The organism is Pelagibacterium sp. (genome assembly GCF_048264985.1).
Lineage (GTDB): Bacteria > Pseudomonadota > Alphaproteobacteria > Rhizobiales > Devosiaceae > Pelagibacterium.
In genome coordinates this window covers 1,637,700-1,658,776 of the sequence record NZ_JBLXCL010000001.1, presented here as the reverse complement: position 1 = coordinate 1,658,776, position 21,077 = coordinate 1,637,700, and the positions used below count along the sequence as shown (strand labels likewise).

The 21,077-nt window shown below is 57.4% G+C and carries 20 protein-coding genes and 1 tRNA gene; 12 read left to right on the top strand and 9 right to left on the bottom strand.

Going from position 1 to position 21,077, the window contains the following annotated elements; all coding sequences use genetic code 11:
• Positions 1-188: 188 nt before the first annotated feature.
• The 8 genes from gyrA (at position 189) to map (ending at position 9,460) form a co-directional block, all read left to right on the top strand.
• The gene (gene gyrA, locus ACN0TA_RS08155; protein ID WP_417582102.1) at positions 189-2,906 is read left to right on the top strand and encodes a DNA gyrase subunit A; all 2,718 of its coding nucleotides are present in this window, start codon (positions 189-191) and stop codon (positions 2,904-2,906) included.
• 230 nt (positions 2,907-3,136) lie between these two features.
• Positions 3,137-3,625 (top strand): pantetheine-phosphate adenylyltransferase, encoded by a 489-nt coding sequence (gene coaD, locus ACN0TA_RS08150; RefSeq protein ID WP_417581595.1) that lies wholly within the window; start codon positions 3,137-3,139, stop codon positions 3,623-3,625.
• A complete protein-coding gene (locus ACN0TA_RS08145; RefSeq protein ID WP_417581593.1) occupies positions 3,625-4,245 on the top strand; it encodes a peptidylprolyl isomerase in 621 nt (206 codons plus the stop codon). Before coaD ends, ACN0TA_RS08145 begins: the two co-directional genes overlap by 1 nt.
• Before the next feature lie 21 nt (positions 4,246-4,266).
• The gene (locus ACN0TA_RS08140; protein WP_417581591.1) at positions 4,267-4,743 is read left to right on the top strand and encodes a peptidylprolyl isomerase; all 477 of its coding nucleotides are present in this window, start codon (positions 4,267-4,269) and stop codon (positions 4,741-4,743) included.
• A 99-nt stretch (positions 4,744-4,842) separates the two neighbouring features.
• A complete protein-coding gene (gene queA / locus ACN0TA_RS08135; RefSeq protein ID WP_417581589.1) occupies positions 4,843-5,916 on the top strand; it encodes a tRNA preQ1(34) S-adenosylmethionine ribosyltransferase-isomerase QueA in 1,074 nt (357 codons plus the stop codon).
• Entirely contained in the window at positions 5,913-7,046 is a 1,134-nt protein-coding gene (tgt, locus tag ACN0TA_RS08130) for a tRNA guanosine(34) transglycosylase Tgt (protein WP_417581587.1), read from the top strand. The genes queA and tgt overlap by 4 nt, the downstream gene beginning before the upstream one ends.
• 11 nt (positions 7,047-7,057) lie before the next feature.
• Positions 7,058-8,698 (top strand): glucose-6-phosphate isomerase, encoded by a 1,641-nt coding sequence (pgi, locus tag ACN0TA_RS08125; protein WP_417581585.1) that lies wholly within the window; start codon positions 7,058-7,060, stop codon positions 8,696-8,698.
• A gap of 3 nt (positions 8,699-8,701) precedes the next feature.
• Positions 8,702-9,460 carry a type I methionyl aminopeptidase gene (gene map, locus ACN0TA_RS08120; protein ID WP_417581583.1) on the top strand — a complete coding sequence of 253 codons (759 nt, stop codon included), beginning with the start codon at positions 8,702-8,704 and terminating at the stop codon, positions 9,458-9,460.
• Between the two features lie 3 nt (positions 9,461-9,463).
• Here the strand turns inward: map and ACN0TA_RS08115 are convergent, their stop codons facing one another.
• From ACN0TA_RS08115 to ACN0TA_RS08080, 8 genes are all read right to left on the bottom strand, one after another.
• Positions 9,464-10,201: a hypothetical protein gene (locus ACN0TA_RS08115; RefSeq protein WP_417581581.1), complete on the bottom strand. Its 738-nt coding sequence runs from the start codon at positions 10,199-10,201 to the stop codon at positions 9,464-9,466.
• A gap of 149 nt (positions 10,202-10,350) precedes the next feature.
• Entirely contained in the window at positions 10,351-10,881 is a 531-nt protein-coding gene (locus ACN0TA_RS08110) for a hypothetical protein (RefSeq protein WP_417581579.1), read from the bottom strand.
• A 115-nt stretch (positions 10,882-10,996) separates the two neighbouring features.
• Entirely contained in the window at positions 10,997-11,524 is a 528-nt protein-coding gene (locus ACN0TA_RS08105; RefSeq protein WP_417581577.1) for a hypothetical protein, read from the bottom strand.
• A gap of 3 nt (positions 11,525-11,527) precedes the next feature.
• Entirely contained in the window at positions 11,528-11,998 is a 471-nt protein-coding gene (locus ACN0TA_RS08100) for a hypothetical protein (RefSeq protein ID WP_417581575.1), read from the bottom strand.
• A gap of 124 nt (positions 11,999-12,122) precedes the next feature.
• Entirely contained in the window at positions 12,123-13,019 is an 897-nt protein-coding gene (locus ACN0TA_RS08095; protein WP_417581573.1) for a flagellar motor protein MotB, read from the bottom strand.
• A gap of 22 nt (positions 13,020-13,041) precedes the next feature.
• On the bottom strand, positions 13,042-13,905 hold the full coding sequence (gene motA, locus ACN0TA_RS08090; protein WP_417581571.1) for a flagellar motor stator protein MotA: 864 nt from the start codon (positions 13,903-13,905) through the stop codon (positions 13,042-13,044).
• A 174-nt stretch (positions 13,906-14,079) separates the two neighbouring features.
• Positions 14,080-14,155, bottom strand: a tRNA-Lys gene (locus tag ACN0TA_RS08085).
• A gap of 101 nt (positions 14,156-14,256) precedes the next feature.
• Entirely contained in the window at positions 14,257-15,072 is an 816-nt protein-coding gene (locus ACN0TA_RS08080) for a hypothetical protein (protein ID WP_417581569.1), read from the bottom strand.
• A gap of 159 nt (positions 15,073-15,231) precedes the next feature.
• Between ACN0TA_RS08080 and glmU the strand changes: the two genes are divergently transcribed.
• The 4 genes from glmU to ACN0TA_RS08060 all read left to right on the top strand — a co-directional run bounded on the left by glmU (position 15,232) and on the right by ACN0TA_RS08060 (position 19,668).
• Positions 15,232-16,578, top strand: a complete 1,347-nt coding sequence (gene glmU, locus ACN0TA_RS08075; protein WP_417581567.1) for a bifunctional UDP-N-acetylglucosamine diphosphorylase/glucosamine-1-phosphate N-acetyltransferase GlmU — start codon at positions 15,232-15,234, stop codon at positions 16,576-16,578.
• Positions 16,579-16,588: 10 nt separating this feature from the next.
• On the top strand, positions 16,589-18,415 hold the full coding sequence (gene glmS / locus ACN0TA_RS08070; protein ID WP_417581565.1) for a glutamine--fructose-6-phosphate transaminase (isomerizing): 1,827 nt from the start codon (positions 16,589-16,591) through the stop codon (positions 18,413-18,415).
• 32 nt (positions 18,416-18,447) lie between these two features.
• The gene (locus ACN0TA_RS08065) at positions 18,448-19,062 is read left to right on the top strand and encodes a nucleotidyltransferase family protein (protein WP_417581563.1); all 615 of its coding nucleotides are present in this window, start codon (positions 18,448-18,450) and stop codon (positions 19,060-19,062) included.
• A 243-nt stretch (positions 19,063-19,305) separates the two neighbouring features.
• Positions 19,306-19,668: a DUF4180 domain-containing protein gene (locus ACN0TA_RS08060; protein ID WP_417581561.1), complete on the top strand. Its 363-nt coding sequence runs from the start codon at positions 19,306-19,308 to the stop codon at positions 19,666-19,668.
• 13 nt (positions 19,669-19,681) lie between these two features.
• On the opposite strand, the gene ACN0TA_RS08055 is transcribed toward ACN0TA_RS08060, so the two are convergent.
• Complete coding sequence (locus ACN0TA_RS08055) at positions 19,682-21,070, bottom strand: MFS transporter (RefSeq protein WP_417581559.1); 1,389 nt, start codon at positions 21,068-21,070, stop codon at positions 19,682-19,684.
• Between the last annotated feature and the right edge of the window lie 7 nt (positions 21,071-21,077).

Below are 21,077 nucleotides of genomic sequence, written 5' to 3'. Positions count from 1 at the left end.
AGAAAATGGGCAACCCCTTTTCTGTAATCGATATCAAAGTCGGGCCGCGGCAAGAAATCTGTACCTGCATGTGCCCATAGCGGCCCGCAAAACTGGCATATCCTTTCGGAATCGAATACACCCTGTGGCAGCAGAATCAGTGCAGAACGAGCATCGTGACAGATACGCCAAAAGATGACGCAGGCAGCATGTTGCCTTCCGACATCCACCCGATCTCGATAACCGACGAGATGCGCAAGTCTTATCTCGATTACGCGATGAGCGTGATCGTGAGCCGGGCGCTGCCCGACGTGCGCGACGGCCTTAAACCCGTGCATCGCCGCATCCTTTTTTCGATGCACGAGCAAGGGTATGAACACAACAAGCCCTATCGTAAATCGGCCCGCGTGGTCGGCGACGTAATCGGTAAGTACCACCCGCACTCGGACGATGCTGTCTACATGTCCCTTGTGCGTATGGCGCAGCCGTTTTCGATGCGCGTAAAGCTCATCGACGGGCAGGGCAACTTCGGTTCGGTCGACGGCGATATGCCGGCCGCCATGCGCTACACCGAGGCGCGCATGGAGAAGGTCACAGGTTCGCTTCTTGATGACCTCGACAAAGACACTGTCGATTTTCGCGACAACTATGATTCGAGCGAGCGCGAGCCGACAGTTCTGCCTGCACGCTTCCCAAACCTGATCGTCAATGGCGGGGGCGGTATCGCCGTGGGCATGGCGACGAATATCCCGAGCCACAATCTCGGTGAGGTCATCGACGCCTGTCTTGCCATGATGGACAACGCAGACATCACAGTCGACGAACTGATGGAGATCATTCCCGGTCCCGATTTTCCGACTGCGGGTATCATTATCGGAAAGTCCGGCATCCGTTCGGCCTACGAGACCGGTCGCGGGTCTGTCCTGATGCGTAGCCGCGTCACTGTCGAAGAGGTTCGCAAAGAGCGTGAAGCGCTGATCGTTCACGAGATTCCCTATCAGGTGAACAAGGCGACGATGATCGAGAAAATCGCCGAGATGGTGCGCGACAAGCGTATCGAAGGCATTTCCGATATCCGTGACGAATCCGACCGTCAGGGCATGCGCGTTGTTATCGAGCTCAAGCGCGATGCCGTTGCAGACGTGGTGTTGAACCAGCTTTATCGCTATTCGATGCTGCAGACGTCATTCGGTTGCAACTTCGTGGCGCTCAATGGCGGCAAGCCCGAGCTAATGAACCTGCAGACAATTCTTCAGGCTTTCCTGCGCTTTCGCGAAGAAGTTATCACCCGCAGGACGCGGTTCCTGCTCAACAAGGCGCGAGACCGCGCGCACGTGCTGGTCGGCCTGCTTGTTGCCGTCAATAATGTGGACGAGGTCATTCGCCTTATCCGGTCGTCCCCGGATCCCGCAACTGCGCGCCAGAAACTGCTGGAGCGCGATTGGCCGGCATCGGACGTTATGGATCTGATCGGGCTGATCGACGATCCGCGTCACCAGATCAATGACGATGGTACCTTCAAGCTGTCCGACGAGCAGGCGCGCGCCATTCTCGCCCTGACCCTGTCACGACTGACGGCGCTTGGGCGCAACGAAATCGGTGATGAGCTCAATGCGCTTGGCGAGCAGATCAAGGACTATCTTGATATTTTGCGCTCCCGTGACCGTGTACTCGGCATCATTCGAGACGAATTGAACGAGATCAAGGAACAGTACGCGACCCCGCGTATGACCCAGATCGATGAGTTTGCAGGCGATCTTGACGACGAAGACCTGATCGCGCGCGAAGACATGGTCGTGACCGTCTCCCATGCCGGTTACATCAAACGCGTACCGCTCTCGACATATCGCGCGCAGCGCAGGGGCGGGAAGGGGCGTTCTGGCATGTCGACCCGCGACGAGGATTTCGTTGCGCGCCTGTTCGTCGCCAATACCCATACGCCTGTTCTGTTCTTCTCTTCGCGTGGCATCGTCTACAAAATGAAGGTCTGGCGCTTGCCGGTGGCCGCCCCACAGGCGCGAGGCAAGGCGCTGATCAACATGTTGCCGCTCGAAGATGGCGAGCGGATCACATCGATCATGCCGCTACCCGAGGACGAAGAGAGCTGGGCGAACCTCGATGTGATGTTCGTTACTCAATCGGGCAATGTGCGCCGCAACAAGCTGTCGGACTTTGTCGAAGTGCGCCAGAACGGCAAGATCGCCATGAAGCTCGATGAGGGCGATGGCATCGTCGGCGTCGAAACTGCTTCGGAAAGCGACGATATCCTGCTCACGACGAACAAGGGGCAGTGTATCCGTTTCGCCATCACCGATGTTCGAGTCTTCAAGGGGCGCGATTCGACTGGTGTGCGCGGCATCAATCTGGCCAAGGGTGATGAAGTGATCGCTATGTCGATCCTGCGCCATTTCGACGCCAGTGCCGATGAGCGTGCCGCTTACCTCAAGATGAGCCGCGCGGTGCGTGGTGAAGCCGACGAGGCCGCCGAGACTGACGAGGACGTTGAAGCAAGCGGTGATGCGCCGCTTGATCAAGATCGTTACGCGTCCATGAGTGCGGCCGAACAGTTCGTTCTGACAATTTCGGAAAAGGGCTTTGGCAAGCGCACTTCGTCGTTCGAGTATCGAGTGACCGGTCGTGGCGGTAAGGGTATCGTTGCCATGGCCGTCAACAGCCGCAATGGCAGTCTCGTTGGCTCGTTCCCTGTGGAAGACGAAAATCAGCTGATGTTGGTTACCAATGGTGGCCAGGTAATCCGGGTGCCGGTCGACGGCATTCGTATTGTCGGGCGCTCGAGCCAGGGCGTCACCATTTTTCGCACTGCGGCTGATGAAAAAGTGGTGTCGGTCGGTCGGATCACCGAGCCGGAAAGCGCTGAGGGCGAAGAACCCGAAGACGGCGAAGAGATGCCAACCACTGAAGAATGATCAAATCCAGCCATGGCCCGCTATGCGCATGGGTCGTGGCTGGAACTAAAATGCTCTGCGGCTGATTATGCCCAATCAAGTGGTAACCGCCTGACACAGTTGAAGACCGCTGGATCGTCTCTGTATTCCTATGCTGAGGCGTCGGACTGCTGTGGAGCCAGGAAATGTGTGAGCAGGATCGCTGTCGCATCTGGCTTGCGCTTCAGCGCCGAGCATGACAAAAACCGCAAATGACTGAGCGTGTGGGATTTTATCCCGGGTCGTTCGATCCGGTGACCAACGGCCATCTCGATGTAATCGAGCGGGCGTGCAAACTCGTCGACAAGCTGATTGTCGGTATTGGGGTGCATGCGGCCAAAAAAGCAATGCTGACAGCTGACCAGCGGCGCGATCTGCTGGCTGATACCGCTGGTGCCATTGGCACGCGCAAGGGCGTGACCATCGAGATCGTCGAGTTCGACGGATTAATGGTGCAGGCCGCTCACCGCTGCGGAGCAGGGATGGTCATTCGCGGGTTGCGCGACACGACAGATTATAACTACGAAATGCAAATGGTGGGCATGAACGCTCAAATGGCGCCTGACATCCAGACTGTCTTTGTACCTTCGAGCCCCTATGTGCGCCATATTTCGGCAACTCTGGTGCGCCAGATAGCGGAAATGGGGGGCGATGTGACTCCCTTCGTACCGCGTGCCGTGCTCAAACTTCTGGAGACATAATGGCTGACCATACCGCCAAGCCGACCAACCGCAAGGTTGGCTTTCTCGCATTCGCTTTTGTTGCCGTGTTCGGCGCAATGGTTGCATGGCCCTATCTGCCCTTTGGCCAGACGCAAGCCATGGCACAGACAGCTTCGGAGGTACCCTCCGATGCCCCGATCGCAACGTTAACGCTGGAATCGGGAATCGTAACTATTGCGCTTCGTCCCGATCTCGCACCCGCCCATGTGGAACGTATCACCGCGCTGGCCAATTCGGGTTTTTATGACGGTCTGAAGTTCCATCGCGTTATCGACGGTTTCATGGCGCAGACAGGTGATCCCCTCGGGAATGGTTCGGGCGGTTCGGACGAAGACGATCTCGTTGCCGAATTCTCCAATGAGAATTTTGTCCGCGGAACGCTGGGCATGGCGCGTACGAATAATCCCAACTCTGCCAATTCTCAATTCTTCATCGTGACAGCAGATTCGCCGCACCTGAACGGACAATACACACTGTTCGGCAATGTCATAGAAGGTATGGACCTGATCGACGGCCTCGAAAAGGGCCCGGCCAGCGCCAATGGCGCGGTCCAAAACCCCGACATCATGGTTTCTCTGCGCGTTGCAGAGCCGCAATAATCAAAAAAAGGAAAGCCGCTCATGGCCGATATCAAGGATCCGGAAAACACAATCATCATGGAGACCTCCAAGGGGCCTGTGGTTATCGAGCTGCGCCCCGACCTGGCTCCCAGCCATGTCGAGCGCATGAAAGAACTGACCCGTGAAGGGTTTTATGATGGGATCGTCTTTCACCGCGTGATCGATGGTTTCATGGCGCAGGTCGGCTGCCCTAAAGGGAACGGCACTGGCGGTTCGGACAAGCCGGACCTCAAGGCTGAGTTCTCCCAGGAAAAGCACGTCCGCGGAACGCTTTCAGCAGCACGCTCGGCCAACCCCAATTCTGCCAATTCCCAGTTCTTCATCTGTTTTGACGAAGCGCCCTGGCTGAATGGTCAGTATTCAGTGTTCGGCAAAGTGATCGAAGGCATGGAGATCATCGATCAGCTCGAAAAGGGAGAGCCCGTCCGCAACCCTGACAAGATTGTTTCGATGAAAGTTGCTGCAGACGCTGCATGAAATCTGTTTCGGCACTTCGCCGAAACGTCGAGAACGGGCCGCGCTTGCGGTCATGCACCCCGGCGCAAGCCGGGGTCACCTTTTTGTGGAAGGTCCTCCATGAAGGTCGATCTTTTCGACTTCGATCTCCCTGAAGAGCGTATTGCTCTGCATCCGGTTTCGCCCCGCGACAGCGCCAAGATGCTCGTTTTGGAGCCTGATGGCTCGCTGTTGGACAGCGTCGTAACAGATCTTGAGCGTCTGCTTGAGGCTGGCGATGTACTGGTCGTCAACGACACTCGGGTTATTCCGGCCGAACTCAAGGGGACGCGTCATCGCGGTGAGTTTTCCGCCTCGGTGTCCTTCAATCTGCATAAACGCGTGGATGCCAATACCTGGCTTGCATTTGCCCGCCCTGCCAAGCGGTTGAAAGTGGGGGATCGGGTGGAGTTTGGCGCGCCCTCGCAAGTTTGTATGCTCGAAGAGCTCTCAGCGACAGTTAAAGCCGTCGAAGATGGGCAGGTCACCCTGGCGTTCGACTTTTCAGGCGCCGTACTCGATGAAGCAATCAAGGCGCGCGGAGCGATGCCGCTGCCGCCCTATATTGGAGCAAAGCGGGCGCTCGAGGAACGCGACAAGTCCGACTATCAGACAGTTTACGCAGAACATGACGGTGCGGTAGCCGCACCGACTGCCGGGCTGCACTTTACGCCTGAGTTGCTGGACCGGCTCGAACGCAAGGGCGTGACAATTGAACATGTAACTTTGCATGTTGGCGCCGGCACATTCCTGCCAATGAAAGCTGACGATACTGACGAGCACAAGATGCACGCTGAGTGGGGCGTCGTGTCCGCGCCGACAGTTGAGCGCGTCAAGGCGGCCAAGGCGGCGGGGGGACGCGTCGTGGCTGTGGGGACGACGAGTTTGCGGCTACTCGAAAGCGCAGCGCGCAAGACCGGCGTACTCGAGCCGTTTGCCGACGAGACCGATATTTTCATAACCCCGGGCTTTGCGTTCAAAGTTGTCGATGTGCTGATGACCAATTTCCACTTGCCACGTTCGACACTGTTCATGCTGGTCTCGGCCTTTTCCGGCTTGGAGACCATGCACAATGCCTATAAGCACGCCATCGATCACTCCTATCGTTTCTATTCCTACGGCGACTCTTCGCTGCTGTTCCGGGCCGACCGATGACCGAAGACTTCCAGTTCACGCTTTCCGCAACCGACGGACCGGCGCGCCGCGGGCAGATGGATACGCCGCGTGGTGAAATCCGTACGCCCGCGTTCATGCCTGTCGGTACGGCTGGGACGGTTAAAGCGATGTATCCCGAGCAGGTGCGCGATACGGGGGCCGATATCGTGCTGGGCAATACCTATCATCTGATGTTGCGTCCGGGGGCCGAGCGCGTTGCGCGGCTGGGTGGATTGCATGATTTCATGGATTGGCAACGGCCGATCCTGACGGATTCAGGCGGGTTTCAGGTGATGAGCCTCGCCAAATTGCGCAAGCTCGACGAAAACGGGGTGACATTCAAATCCCATATCGACGGGTCCTCACACAGCCTGACGCCAGAACGCTCTATCGAAATCCAGAAGCTGCTCGATTCCGATATCATCATGCAGCTCGATGAGTGCGTGAGCCTACCTGCTGATCATGATGAGCTTGAACGGGCCATGGCACTCTCCATCCGTTGGGCGGAGCGCTCCAAGCGCGCTTTTGATAACGCCAAGGGCAGGGCGCTCTTTGGGATTGTGCAGGGCGGAGACAATTCCGAACTGCGGTCCCGTTCGGCTGCGGGACTGATTGACATTGGATTTGACGGGTACGCGGTTGGCGGGCTGGCGGTTGGCGAGCCGCAAGAGGTCATGTTCAAGGTTCTTGACGAGATTACACCGCAATTGCCGGTCGACAAGCCGCGCTACCTGATGGGTGTTGGTAAACCCGACGATCTGCTGGGCGCCGTCGGACGCGGTATAGACATGTTCGATTGTGTGCACCCTACCCGCGCGGGCCGGCATGGCCATGCCTACACGCGATTTGGCGTCGTGAATTTGAAAAACGCCAGACACAAGGACGATCATCGTCCCCTGGATGAAATATCGCCCAATCCGACGGCGCGGCGCTTCTCACGCGCCTATCTTCACCACCTTGTCAGATGTGAAGAAATGCTCGGAGCAATGATCTTGAGCCAGATCAATCTCTCTTACTATCAGGAGTTGATGGCGGGCATGCGAAATGCGATTGAGAGTACGACTTTCGTCCAATACTGCGCTCAGGTTCGCGAAGGCTGGGCCAAGGGCGATATGCCAGCGCTAGATTAGGGATACCAATTATGTCGAACAAAGTTCGTAAGGCCGGTTTCGAAGCATTGAAGAAACACAAGAAGCGCCTTGCGGGCACCAGTATGCGTGAGCTGTTTGCGCATGACGACGACCGTTTTTCTGCCTATTCGGTATCGTTCGGCGACATGTTGCTCGACTATTCCAAGAACCGTATCGACAGCCAATCGATGTCTGCGCTTTTCGATCTCGCACGCGAAACCGGGGTGGAGGCACGGCGCGACGACATGTGGGCCGGGAAGCCGATCAACATTACCGAGAACCGCTCGGTGCTTCACATGGCGCTGCGTTATGGTGGTGACGACAGCGTGGCGGTCGAAGGCGTTGACGTGATGCCTGCAGTGCGGGACGTTCTGGCGCGGATCAAGGGTTTTTCAAACGATGTTCGCGACGGCGCCATCCGCGGCGCGTTGGGGGACCAGTTCACCGATATCGTCAATATCGGTATTGGCGGGTCAGATCTCGGACCGGCCATGGTCACCCTGGCGCTGGAACCTTATACGCGGGCGAATCTGCGTGCGCACTACGTTTCCAACGTCGATGGCGCGCATATGCACGACACGCTCAAGGGGCTCGATCCGGCGCGGACAATGTTCATTGTCGCCTCAAAGACGTTCACCACCGACGAGACGATGACAAATGCGCATACAGCTCGCAGATGGCTGGCGGATGCGCTAGGTGATCAGGCGGTCAACGATCATTTTGCTGCAGTTTCCACCAATATCGAAGGATGCCAAGCGTTTGGCATTCGGGAAGATCGTATTTTTGGCTTCTGGGATTGGGTTGGTGGGCGATATTCGGTCTGGTCGGCCATTGGTTTGCCGGTCGCGATTGCCGTAGGATACGAAAACTTCGTGGCTTTCCTTCGGGGCGCTTATGAAATGGATCAGCATTTCCTGTCGGCGCCACTGGAAGAAAATTTACCGGTTATCATGGGGCTGTTGGGCGTCTGGTATCGCAATGCCTGGGGTTTCGCCACGCATGCAGTGTTGCCGTACGATCAGCGCCTTGCGCGGTTCACAGCCTATTTGCAGCAGCAGGATATGGAATCGAACGGCAAGTCGGTCACCTTGAACGGTAAGAGCGCGCCCTGGGATACAGGTCCCATTATCTGGGGCGAACCGGGCACCAACGGGCAGCATGCCTTTTATCAGTTGATCCATCAGGGCACTTCCGTAATTCCTTGCGATTTTCTGGTTGCCGCCAACCCGCACGAAGATTTGCCGCCTCATCACGTCAAGCTGGTCGCCAATTGTCTCGCGCAGTCTGAAGCGCTGATGCTCGGCAAATCCACAGAAGAGGTCGTCAACGAGCTCAAAGGTACCGGGCTGTCCAAGGCTGAAATCAAGGCATTGACGCCACACAAAGTGTTTCCGGGAAACCGTCCTTCCAACACGATAATGTACTCCAGGCTCGATCCTGCGACGCTGGGCAAACTCGTCGCGCTCTACGAACACAAGGTTTTCGTTCAGGGCACGATCTGGAACGTCAATTCGTACGATCAGTGGGGGGTAGAACTGGGCAAACAGTTAGCCAAAGCTTTGTTGCCCAAAGTCGAGGGCGCGGAGAACGCCGAGAGCCATGACAGTTCGACCCGGGGTTTGCTGGGTCATTTCAACGCTCTGAAAGGCTAAGCGATGACCATCACGTCCGAGGAAGAACTTGAGCGCCTCAAGGCTATCGGTCGAATCTGTGCCATTGCGCGCGACACGATGGCGACGGCGCTCGAGCCGGGCATGACAACCAAGGAACTCGACGATATAGGGCGAAAAGTGCTCGACGAGCACGGCGCTCGTTCTGCGCCGGAAGTTACATACCAGTTTCCTGGTGCCACCTGCATCTCCGTCAATGAAGAGGTCGCTCACGGCATCCCTGGTGATCGGATCATCAAGGCTGGCGATCTGATCAACATCGACGTTTCGGCAGAAAAGGACGGAATTTTTGCCGATACCGGCGCGTCCTACATTGTCCCGCCTGGTTCGACGCGCCGGCTGGAAAAGCTCTGCAACGATGGAAAAAGGGCCATGTGGGCCGGCATTCGCGCTGTGCGGTCGGGCGGACGGATCGCAGATATTGGCGACGCTATCGGAAAATTCGCTGGCACAAACGGTTACACGTTGATCAGGAACCTGGCCAGCCACGGTATCGGTTATGGCCTTCACGACGAGCCCGGAGAAATCCCAACCTGGCCTGACCGCTCGGAACGTCGGCGTATCGCTGATGGACTGGTGTTTACAGTCGAGCCGTTTCTCTCGATGGGCGGGCAGATGGCCGAGGAAAAATCATTTGACGACCCTTGGACATTGGTGAGCGTGCCCTCCGCCCCTTGCGTACAATACGAACACACGATCGTCGCGACTCCACGCGGGGCTGTGGTCGTGACCTTGGCGGCATAAACTTCAAAAGCTCGTTCTGACGCCTATCATCATGGCGTTAGCGGATCCGCCCCCGCCGAACGTATTCCAGGCGCCGGACCGATGATGCACCCGCCAGAACACCTCGGTTTCGGGGGTTTCTATGGTGGAAATGCTGATCTCTGGGCTGAAGTAGAAAAGAAAGTCGCCCGGAAGACCATCGTTGGCCTCTCGTTCGGCTTCCACGCCCATTGTATCGGTCACAAAGCTGCCGCCTATAGTAAGCGACGGTGTGATGCGAAATGTCTCATCGATCACGAATCCTTCATATCGAGCAACCAGCCCGCCCCATATTTCGCCGGTTGTCTTGCTCCCGAGCCGCGCCGCTACGCCGATCTCCACGCCCAGTTGGAAGTCGTCGACTGGTTGGTAGAGAAAGTGCTGGTAGCCCACGCCCAAGATTATTGCATTTTCATATTCGGTTGTGAGCGGAAACAGGGTTTGGACGAAATCGCTTTGCGCCATTCGTCCGCCCATTACAAATACCTTTCGATCTGGAACAGAACTGACGTCTGGAGCGCCCGTTTGGGCGGCTGCGGGAAGGGGCACGCCGAGCCAGAACAACAGCATTAGAACAGCGAAACGAGACACGGTATTGGTCCTGTAGACGGATGCCGGACTGCAGTCATCGAGACGAAAATAGGCTGCGAGCCGTCGGTCACCGGTGCCTTGTGCAAAGCCTGAAACGATGCCGCGTGACCGGGATAAGGTCTCGGTTGCCAACGCATTGATCAGGGTGGGAAGTTAGAGAAACCGCCCCTGTTTTCCTGAGCCAACCCAGGCCGTTGCTGATGGCCGACGCACGTTGCATCGCTACTGTAATAATGTGCCCTCTAGCGTCCGGTTCCCTGACAGGGGGCGCGCCGACTGGTTTATTGCTCGCCGTACCCGCTGGACATGCGCTGGGAGCGGATATCGTCAGCGTTCTCGGCAATATAGATCTGGAGCTGGTTCAGGCCCGTGAGGACGTCAGACCGGGCGGCTGAACAGTCTGCATCGGGCGCAAAGCCGTTTGGAGTCGATTGGTCCCATTCGATTACCGCGTCGATGGTGTCGAGCAAACTGTCGAGATCGCCAAAGGCATAATAGTTGATTTCCGACCCGATCATTTCACTCAAGGCGCTGAACAATGCAGGATCGCCATCGGGGGGCAAATCGGGATTGCAGGTGAGGTGGGTGCGGTAACGAAGCTGGCCGGCATAAAACCAGAAAACAGCCTCGTCCCTGTCTCCAGCATCGTAAAGTCTTGAGGCGAGTACGTAAAACCCGGACGGGTGAGCATTGGACACTTCGGCGCGAAGCTGATCGACCGGCATCGCTTGGAAGTCTTGGGCTATGGTTGGGGCCGTCGAAAGCATAAAGAAAATAGCGAATGGAGTGAGGGCGCGGTAAAGGGCCGCCATGATAAAGCTCCTTGAACTGGAGCTATTGGCGACCTGCAATGCGACGCAAATTTGGCAGAATCGCGAGCTTGCCAATTTGGCAGCGCGGTTGTGCTGCAACCGCCACGGTAATGCGCTAGGGCAGGTGGACAAGCATGAGGGGCGCAGCAAGTAGCAGAGCCACCACCGCAGGAATGCGGACAAGCCAGGATGATCGTAACCACGGCAGAGAGATTACAGAGACGAGGAATACGACGATTGGCGGTATAACGGCCAACTGGAGAAAGTCGAGGCGCAGGAAATTGTCATAGCCCGCTAGTCGCAGAAGCACCCAATAGCCGGCCACAAAGCCGGCCAGTGCCGCCATGAGCATCAGCAATACGTCTGCGAAGATTGCAATCATTTTGTCGAGGTAAGCGCTGGAGAAGACCAGAACGATGGCCGACGCAACAAGGAAACCCGAAGTGAGGGCGACCGGCATCCGAAGATCGGAGAGAACCGATATTGTATCGTGCGGCCGGTAAGCGGTAAGCGCCAAGCCGCCTGGTAACATGAAGGGCAAGGCAGCAAGGCCCCAGATTACGCCCAGCAGGCCGAATCCGCTTAGCGCAAAAAAGGCGGCGGTGACGGCGATAGCCTTGAGCCTGCTTGCGACAGGGTTCATGGCCTACTCGGTGCCTTCGACGAATACCGAATATGCCGTGTAGCAATAAGATGCTGCGCAATCTACGAGATCGAGCTCGAGTGTGATGCGGCCGTTGTCTTCGGACACGAAAGAGACGATGGGGTAAAAGTCCGCATAGCGGTCTTCACCCAGCATTTTCCCTTCGCCGTTGTAGATCGCAAGATCGAGGTCGGCGCAGTCTTCGTCGCAATCACCCATGATTTCGACAGCAGTGTTGGACGGCAAATCGAGCTCTATGCTTGCCGTTCCTGCTTCGTCGAGGCGAAGGACGCCAAAGGAATCAAGATAGAAGCCCGGCTTGGTGTATTCGATGTTCTCGAGAACCTGCTCATACAGACGCGAAATATGCACGTTCTGGCCCATCGCCGGGTGCGCCGCCATACACAGGGCAGACGCCGACAGCGCGGCGATGAAAGGCTTCACGTACACCATTGAATAGACCCTCGTTTTCATCGGTCCCCGTTGTCCGGGATTTACCTTCAGCAATAATCGGCCACCGCACTTACGGCAAGGCATAGGGAGAGGGAAAACGCGCTCAGGCTTAATTGTTCGCGCGGCCGTCCCGCCACGGGTGCGACTATGGCGCCATGTTAAGGGGGATTGGCGACGGCTCATTGATGACGGTGATCCTGATCCGCTCATTTGCCGCAAGGTAGGGATCATTGGCGAAAAATGGGTCGCTGCTAGCCCGTCCGACCACAGAGTGGATGTGATCGTCCGAAAGCCCGAACTCACCCAGAAGCGATCTTACGGTATTGGCGCGGTCGCTGGACAGTTCCCAAGCACCGTAAGCTGGATTGGAATAGACAGTTCCAGCGGCAGTGTGGCCCGAAACCCGGATCTGATTGGGGAGGCGCTGGAGTGTCGGCGCGACAGCTGCAATGGCGCCGCGCATCCACTCATAAGGGTATTTCGATCCTTCCTGAAACATGGGTCTCCCACGCTGCTCGACAATCTGAATGTCGAGGCCGTTTTCAGTGACTTCGACAATAAGGTTGTCCGACATCTCTGTGATGTCGGGCAGCGCTTCCCAGGCCTGCCTGATGCTGGCGGCTGCGCTGTGAAACATTTGCGGGTCAGATGCGGAAAGATCGAAGGCAGAGTCCTTTTCTGCAGTGGCTCCTTCGCGAACATTGCCGGCGCCGCGCGCCGAAGAATCACGGCTTTGGCCATCGACGGCTGCGATGCCGTTGGATTCAACGCTTGATGTCATGGCACCTTCATCGTCCATGGCTCGCCCTCCCATAGCGCCACCGGAACCTGACGTGCTTTCGCTAATGTTGGGAGGCGCGAAATAGTTGGCGAGCCCTTCTTTTTGTTCCGGGGTGGTCATGTTGATGAGCCACAGCAGAAGAAAAAAGGCCATCATGGCGGTTACGAAGTCTGCATAGGCAATTTTCCATGCGCCGCCGTGATGAGCGTGTGAACCCTTTTTGACCTTCTTGACGATGATCGAGCCTTGCTGACGCGACATGACAGGTTCTCCTGAAGGAATTTTAGACAGCGGCCTTCAGGTCGGACGTGGCGCGGTCGACTTCGGCAAAGCTGGGGCGGTCTTCTGACATGACCGCTTTTCGGGCGAACTCGATAGCAATGACTGGCGGGTAGCCCGAGACATGGGCGAGCAGGCCCGCCTTCATCGACAGGAAATATTTCGATTCCGCTTCGTTGGTATTGCGGAGAGCCTGAGCCATTGGGCCGAAAAATCCGTAAGCGACAAAAACACCAAGGAATGTGCCCACCAGCGCGCCACCGATCAGGTGACCGAGGACTTCGGGCGGCTCGGAAATGGCGCCCATCGTCTTGATGACGCCCAGAACCGCGGCAACGATGCCAAGGGCAGGTGTGGCATCGGCCAAGGACTGGACAGCATTTACGACGCGTTCAGTTTCCTGATGATGGGTTTCAAGCTCCTCATCCATGAGGGATTCGAGTTCATGGACTGCATATGTGCCCAGTGTAATCATGCGCAGGTAATCGCACATGAATTCCACTGCATGATGGTTTTTTGCAAATGTGGGAAAGCGCGAGAAGAGCTCAGACTGATCGGGATTCTCGATATGCTGTTCGAGAACGAGCAGTCCCTTGGATTGAACCAACTTGAAAATCGAGAATTGCAGGCCAAGCAGCTCCACATAGGATTGCTTGTTGTAGCGTGGACCTTTGAACAGCGAGCCGAAGACGCCAAGGCTTTGTTTGAGAATGGCTTTGGGATTGCCGATAATGAACGCGCCGATGGCAGCGCCCAATATGATGACGGCTTCGAAGGGTTGCCAGAGAACTTCGAGGTGGCCGCCCATAGCGGCGTAGCCCCCGAGCACCGAGACGAAGACGATTACGGCCCCGATAATCAATCGCATGCGTTCTGCACTCCCGCGGTCTCGGCGCCATTCTGCACCATCACCATCTATACCGGGGCAAAGTTACTGAACTCTAAGTTCGCTTTTAGTACGAATCCTGCTGCGCAACTCACCCTCGGCTGAGGGTCAGTCCGCGCAGGACACAGACCTGCAGAGTACGCATATCGCTGAAAATGGTAGGCTCGCCGGGGCTCGAACCCGGGACAACTCGATTAAAAGTCGAGTGCTCTACCAGCTGAGCTACGAGCCCTTACCGAAGCGGTCGACAAAGCGACCTGCTGGAGACGCGCGGAACATAGTGGCTGGCGACGTCGAGTCAACCCGTTTATTGAGCGAGATCCGTGCTAGACTTCATCGTGGAAGTGACGTGCCTGCGTATGGTGCGGGCTCGCAGGTCAGATCAAGCCTTACGATACGGGCGCAAAGCGCCTCTGCGGAGGGCAGATCGGGCAGGGGGCCAAGTACGATCCGGCTGTAGTCAGGTTGTGAAGATTCGACGGCTAGCGGAGCCGTGCCGAGGAGCAGCATTCCGGCCGTTGCGCTGATTTCGGCGTAGAGCGCAGGCGAATCGGCGAGCGTGACGTCGGGGCCGACGGCGATCCCCTGAAGCGCCGTAACGTCGACCCGCGTCGTTGTGGATGCTGGAGGAGCCGTAGGCACTAGCAGAGGCGGCATCGGCTGGTCGGCTGCTGGGGTAGGCACAGCGCCTTCGAAGAGCGGACTGTACCGCACGACCATCTTGCTACCGTCGAATTGGTAAATTTCTTCAGCCGCGTCTGCTATTGACGCTGTGAGCAGTGAGCGGTCGATATCACTGGTAAGGGGCAGGGATTCGATCAGAAGGGGAAGGCTTTTTTCGAGTGCTCCGAGGCGCGTTATGGCTTCGCCGCCATTGTCATCGAGCACATTAAAGCGAGCCAGTAACGCTCGATATTGAGCCATGATGCGCGTGCGATCTTCGGCCAATTCGGCAAGCTGGCTGCGCATCTGGTAATAATTGGCGCCATCCCGAAAGGGCGTATGCAGGCCACCAAGGGCGTTGGCGGGCAGAAGCGCCGACAAGTTGATCGAGGCGATAGCGATTGATCCGCACACAATTGCCGCGACGCCCCAGTGGGCAATCTCGGTACGATCGTCTGGCAGGGAAAACCGCTTCGGCTTTGGCACCTAAATATGTCCCGCTTTCTAGGCGAATCAGATCAAAGCTGAGTGTAGACAGACAAATGTAAACGGAGCGGTTACGCGGATCTGTTAGGGGAACTGCCAACACCGTGCCGCCACAAAGATGATTAAGAGGGGCGGCAAACAAAGGCTGGGGAAACAGATATGACCGATCTTATGGCAATTGTTCTGGCAGCGGGCGAGGGCACGCGCATGAAGTCAGCACAACCCAAGGTGCTGCACAAAGTCGGCGGGCGGCCAATTGCCGGACACGTCTTACAGGCAGCGCACGATGCGGGAGCATCCAAAATCGCAATGATTACCGGTCCTGGCCACGACGCGGTACGCAGGGCGATGGCTGGCATCGATCCCGATATCGCATTCTTTGAGCAGATTGAACGGAAGGGGACTGCCCACGCCGCTTCGATGGCGCAGCCGGCGTTTGCTGAGGCCAAAGGCTATGTCGCTGTCGTCTATGGCGATCATCCATTGCTGCGTGGAGCCGATTTTTCGCGTGTAACGGCGCGACTCGATGCCGGTCTGGACGTTGCGATATTGGGGTTCGAGCCGAAAGATCCGACTGGATATGGGCGGTTCATCACCGATGGCGAAAAATTGCTGGCCATTCGTGAACACAAGGATGCCAGTGAAAGCGAACGTGAAATCGGGCTGTGTAACGCCTGCATTCTGGCTTTCCGGGCGGAGGTTTTTACAGCTCTGATCAACAAAGTCGGCACCAATAACGCCCAAGGCGAATATTATCTTACTGACCTTGTCGCGCTTGCCAATGAGGCTGGGCACGAGGTCGGATACGCCGTGGCGCCCGAAGATAGTGTTATGGGCGTTAACGACCGTGCGCAGCTTGCGCGAGCCGAAGCCGTATTCCAGGCAGCGCGGCGCGAAGATTTCATGGCTGCCGGTGTGACATTGCACGATCCGGCAAGCGTCTATTTTTCGTACGACACCGAGATTGCGCAGGATGTGGAGATCGAACCGAATGTCGTGTTCGGCCCTGGCGTCAAAATCGAAAGCGGCGCTGTGATTCACGCGTTTTCTCATGTCGAGGGCGCCCACATTGGGCCGTATGCCAATGTTGGGCCGTTCGCGCGACTTCGGCCCGGCACTTCGCTCAGCGATAGGGCGAAGGTTGGCAATTTCGTTGAGGTCAAAAATGCGGATATCGGGGAGGGGGCCAAGGTGAGCCATCTGACCTATATCGGTGACGCTGAGATCGGGGCGGGTTCCAATATCGGTGCCGGTACAGTGACCTGCAATTATGACGGCTATAACAAGGCCAAGACCTTAATAGGCACAGGCGCTTTTATTGGATCGAACTCGGCTCTGGTGGCGCCGGTCGAGATCGGCGATGGAGCCTATGTCGCGTCGGGGTCGGTGATAACCGAGCCCGTTCCTTCCGATGCCTTGGGTATTGGGCGCTCGCGGCAGATCAACAAGCCGGGCTATGGCAAGGCGCTCAATGCGCGTTTCAAGGCCATCAAAGACAACAAATAGGGGCGGCGGCATGTGTGGCATAGTTGGAATTATAGGGGTCGAACCAGTTGCCGACCGGCTTGTCGACGCTTTGCGTCGTCTCGAGTATCGCGGCTATGATAGCGCCGGAATTGCAACACTAAGCAGTAGCGGACTGGATCGCCGACGCGCAGAAGGCAAGTTGAACAACCTTGCGAGCAAGCTTGCAGGCGAGCCTCTCGAAGGCACTATCGGGATTGGGCATACGCGTTGGGCAACTCATGGTGGCGCAACCGAAGGCAATGCGCATCCTCATATGGCGGGCAAGGTCGCAGTTGTCCATAATGGTATAATTGAGAACTTTAAAGATCTGCTCGAAGATCTTGCTCGTGATGGATATTTTCCCTCCAGTCAAACGGATACGGAGTCCGTGGCACTGTGGGTGACGCGGGAAATCGAGCGGGGCGTTTCTCCCCGTGAGGCCGTAGAAAATACGCTTCCTAAGCTGCGCGGAACGTTCGGTCTGGTGTTCATGTTTGCCGGTGAGGATCAATTGCTGATCGCCGCGCGGCAGGGGTCGCCGCTTGCTGTGGGGCATGGCACGAATGAAATGTATCTGGGGTCCGACGCTTTTGCCCTGGCACCTTTCACCAATCAGATCACGTATCTCGAAGAAGGGGATTGGGCCGTCATTACGCCGGGGAAGGTGGAAATTTTCGATTTCGACGGCAATCATATCGAGCGTGCACGGCAAGTGTCGTCAGCATCTGCAGCGCTGGCCGACAAAGGCAATCATCGCCACTTCATGTCCAAGGAAATTTACGAGCAACCCGAAACCGTTTCGCATACGCTTGCGCACTATCTTGATCTGGCCGGAGAGACGGTGAAACTGCGCGAGGCATTGCCTTTCGATTTCGCCAAGCTATCTCGCCTGACGATTACGGCATGCGGCACTGCATTTTATGCCGGTTTGGTGGCCAAATATTGGTTCGAGCGATACGCACGGCTACCCGTGGATGTGGATGTGGCATCCGAGTTTCGCTATCGCGAGCCGCCGCTGCCAAAAGACGGACTAACGCTCGTTATCTCCCAGTCGGGCGAGACAGCCGATACGCTTGCTGCTCTGCGCTACGCGGCTAAAGAGGGACAGCACATTGCGGCGTTGGTCAATGTGCAGGAATCAACGATTGCGCGCGAGAGCCACGTCATTTTCCCAACGCTGTGCGGACCAGAAATCGCCGTGGCCTCGACCAAGGCGACGACGGCGCAGCTTTCCATTCTCGCCAGCCTGGCGATCGCAGCCGGGCAGGCGCGGGGGGTGCTGAGCCCATCTGATGCCCATGCACTGGTGCGGGCGCTCATCGAATTGCCGCGCAACATCTCGGAAATGCTGCGATCTGAAGGACGTATCGAGGAAATCTCGCGCAATCTTTCAAGAGCCAAGGACGTGCTTTATCTTGGTCGCGGGCAGCTGTATCCGATTGCGCTCGAGGGCGCACTCAAGCTCAAGGAAATCTCCTATATTCACGCCGAAGGCTACGCGGCAGGGGAACTCAAGCATGGGCCGATCGCGCTGGTGAACGAGGAGATGCCGGTGATCGTGGTGGCGCCATCGGACGAGTTGATGGAAAAGACGCTGTCGAACATGCACGAGGTCGCGGCGCGCGGCGGCAAGATCATCCTGATTACCGATGCCGAGGGAAAGGCCGAGGCCGGCGCTGGGATTGACGATATCATCGAGATGCCGCGCGTTCATCCTTTCGTCGCGCCGATCCTGGCGGCGGTACCCGTGCAGCTTCTGGCCTATCACACTGCCGTTTTCATGGGGACCGATGTCGATCAGCCAAGAAATCTGGCGAAATCGGTGACTGTGGAGTAGGGCGCGGGGTGCAATTGCCCTAAGCTAGCGCCATGCCGGATCATTTGCGATATGCAGACGTGTCGCCCGCAGAGCAGCTTGCTGCGCTGGAAGCTCTGGTTCGCGGCAATCCCGGGCTGATGGGCGTCCTTGAGGATTTGCGGGCGGCCGGCTTGCCGCAGGTCATGGTCGGCGGCGGGGCTGTCTATCAGACCGTCTGGAATGCACTTACGAGCCGGCCGATCTGGCATGGTGTCAAGGATATCGACGTCATCTATTTCGATGACGCCGACTTGAGTTATGCGGCCGAGGACGCTGTGATACAGCGGGTTGGAGCGCTGCTGTTGAACGCTCCGGTGCCTGTCGAAATCCGCAATCAGGCCCGGGTGCATCTGTGGTTCGGACAAAAATTCGGGTTCGCCGTCCCGCCGCTTACATCATCGGCCGAAGCCCTGATGCGCTATGCGTCCCGCACGCATGCGGTTGCCGTCGCGCTGGACGAACACGGCAGTCTCAGGATCGAGGCGCCGTTCGGGCTGAGCGATCTTTTTGCATTCCGCGTCACGCCGAACAGACTGGGCAAGAGCCGCCGGGCTCACATCGAGAAGGGCGAGCGAGCCAGACGCGTCTGGCCGGAGGTGGAGGTCGAACCCTGGACGGAGGTTTAGGGCGTTCGACGGAGGCCACGGACAGCATCGCTTTGAGATATACAAGATTCGCATAATATATATTATGGAACTTATGCATATATGAAAATGCCGAAATTCTGACGTTTCCGTCTTGCGCATCAGCTAATTGGGTTCTGATGGCGTCAACCCGTTCTCATGTGAAGGCCACGCGATATCGGCCATCTGGCCATGATCTTGTGCGGCTGGTACAAGCGCGGCTTATTTCAACGTGGAATTTCAAAGATGGATAGCTGCGTTCTTGAACTCGGCAATTTTAATGTCCTTGTTCTCGATGCCTCCAATGATCTGCCGGCTGCGACCGTGCCAAACGATCTGATCGGGGTGGCGTGGGAGCATGAGGTGGAAATCGTTGCGGTGCCGACCAGCTGTCTGCCGGAGAAAGTTTTCGAACTGCGCTCGGGGCTGCTGGGTGAATTGGCGCAGAAAGCCGCCAATTATCGCATACGCCTGGTGATCGTCGGCGATGTCTCGCGCTATTTGGCGGCCAGCAAAGCCTTCCACGACTATGTCTATGAAACCAACACCGGCCTGACGTTGTGGTTCGTGCCGGACATGGCTGTGCTGGAGACACGGCTCACCAGCTAATTTCAGGGGTTTACTACTGTCCCTTTCCAATCGATGCGGCGGCGGCCCAGGTGCTGAGAAAGGCAAGGCATGCAGCCGCTGCCATGATCCAGCGATAGGACATGTTCAGGGTATCGGGCGATAGGGTTGCGAGATCGGTGCCGCCGAAGGCGAAACCGAGGGCCGCAACTGCAATCAGCCCGCCGATGCGCGAAGCAGCATTGTTGATGCCCGATGCTGTACCGCCGGCATCGTCGGGCGCAGCGTCGAACACGGCCGTCGTGAGCGGCGCGACGGTTATGGTCATGCCAATGCCGATGACTACGAGGCCCGGAAAGAAGGCCAGCCAATAGGAGCCCAGATCGACCATCAGGGCCAGGACGACATAGCCCACGCCCGTCGTCGACGGGCCGGCGATCAGCATGACGCGTGTGCCGATGCGTTTGGCGAGCGCCCCGGCAAAACGCGAACCCAGACCGAGCAAAATCGAGAACGGCAAAAGCGCGGCGCCAGCCATGGTGGCGCTGTAGCCATGGGCGTAGATGAGCACGAAGGGCAAAATGAACAGCGAGCCCGACAGCGAGGCATAGAGCGTTATGGTGAGCAGGTTCGCTCCGGAAAATTGGCTGTTGGCAAAAAGTCCCATGGGTACGAGTGGTTCGCTGGCCTGACGTTCGATGGCGAAAAAGACGATTGCGAAGGGTATCGATGCGGCGATGGCCAAGCCGCCGATGGTCCCGTTGCCCTCCCCTGCAGTGATGAGCCCAAAAGAGAGCAGACCTAGCCCAACGACCATGATTATGGTGCCGGCGATGTCGAAATCGCGATAGGTGCGGTTGGTGGGCGCCGTGGCGATGCGCCAAGCCATCGCCAGGGCCGCGGCGGCTATGGGGATGTTGATATAGAAGATGGCGCGCCAGCCGATGGTGTCGACAAGCCAACCGCCGAATGGCGGACCAAGCGCGGTCGTCAGGGCGCCTGCCGCCGCCCATGTTCCGATAGCCCTGCCGCGTGCTTCTCCCGTAAAGGCCGAGCCGATCAGCGCCAGGCTCGACGGAACGAGAAACGCCGCTGCAATGCCCTGGATGGTTCGCGCTGCAACAAGAGTAAGCGGAGTCGGAGCCAATGCACATGCAATCGAAGCCAGGGCAAAGCCGATAAGCCCCCAGAGAAATATACGCCTTTGCCCAAATCGATCACCGATGGACCCGCCAAGCAGTATAAGGCTGCCCAACATGAGCATGTAACCGTTGACTACCCATTGGGCCGTGGCCAATCCAGCGTTCAAATCCGATTGTATGGCGGGCAATGCGACGTTGACCACCGAGCTATCGATGAACCCAAGGCTGGACCCCAATATCGTGGCGGGTAGGACCCAGCGGGTATTGCGAATGGCAGTTTCGGAGGTGTCGGGTGTGCTCATTGCGCGT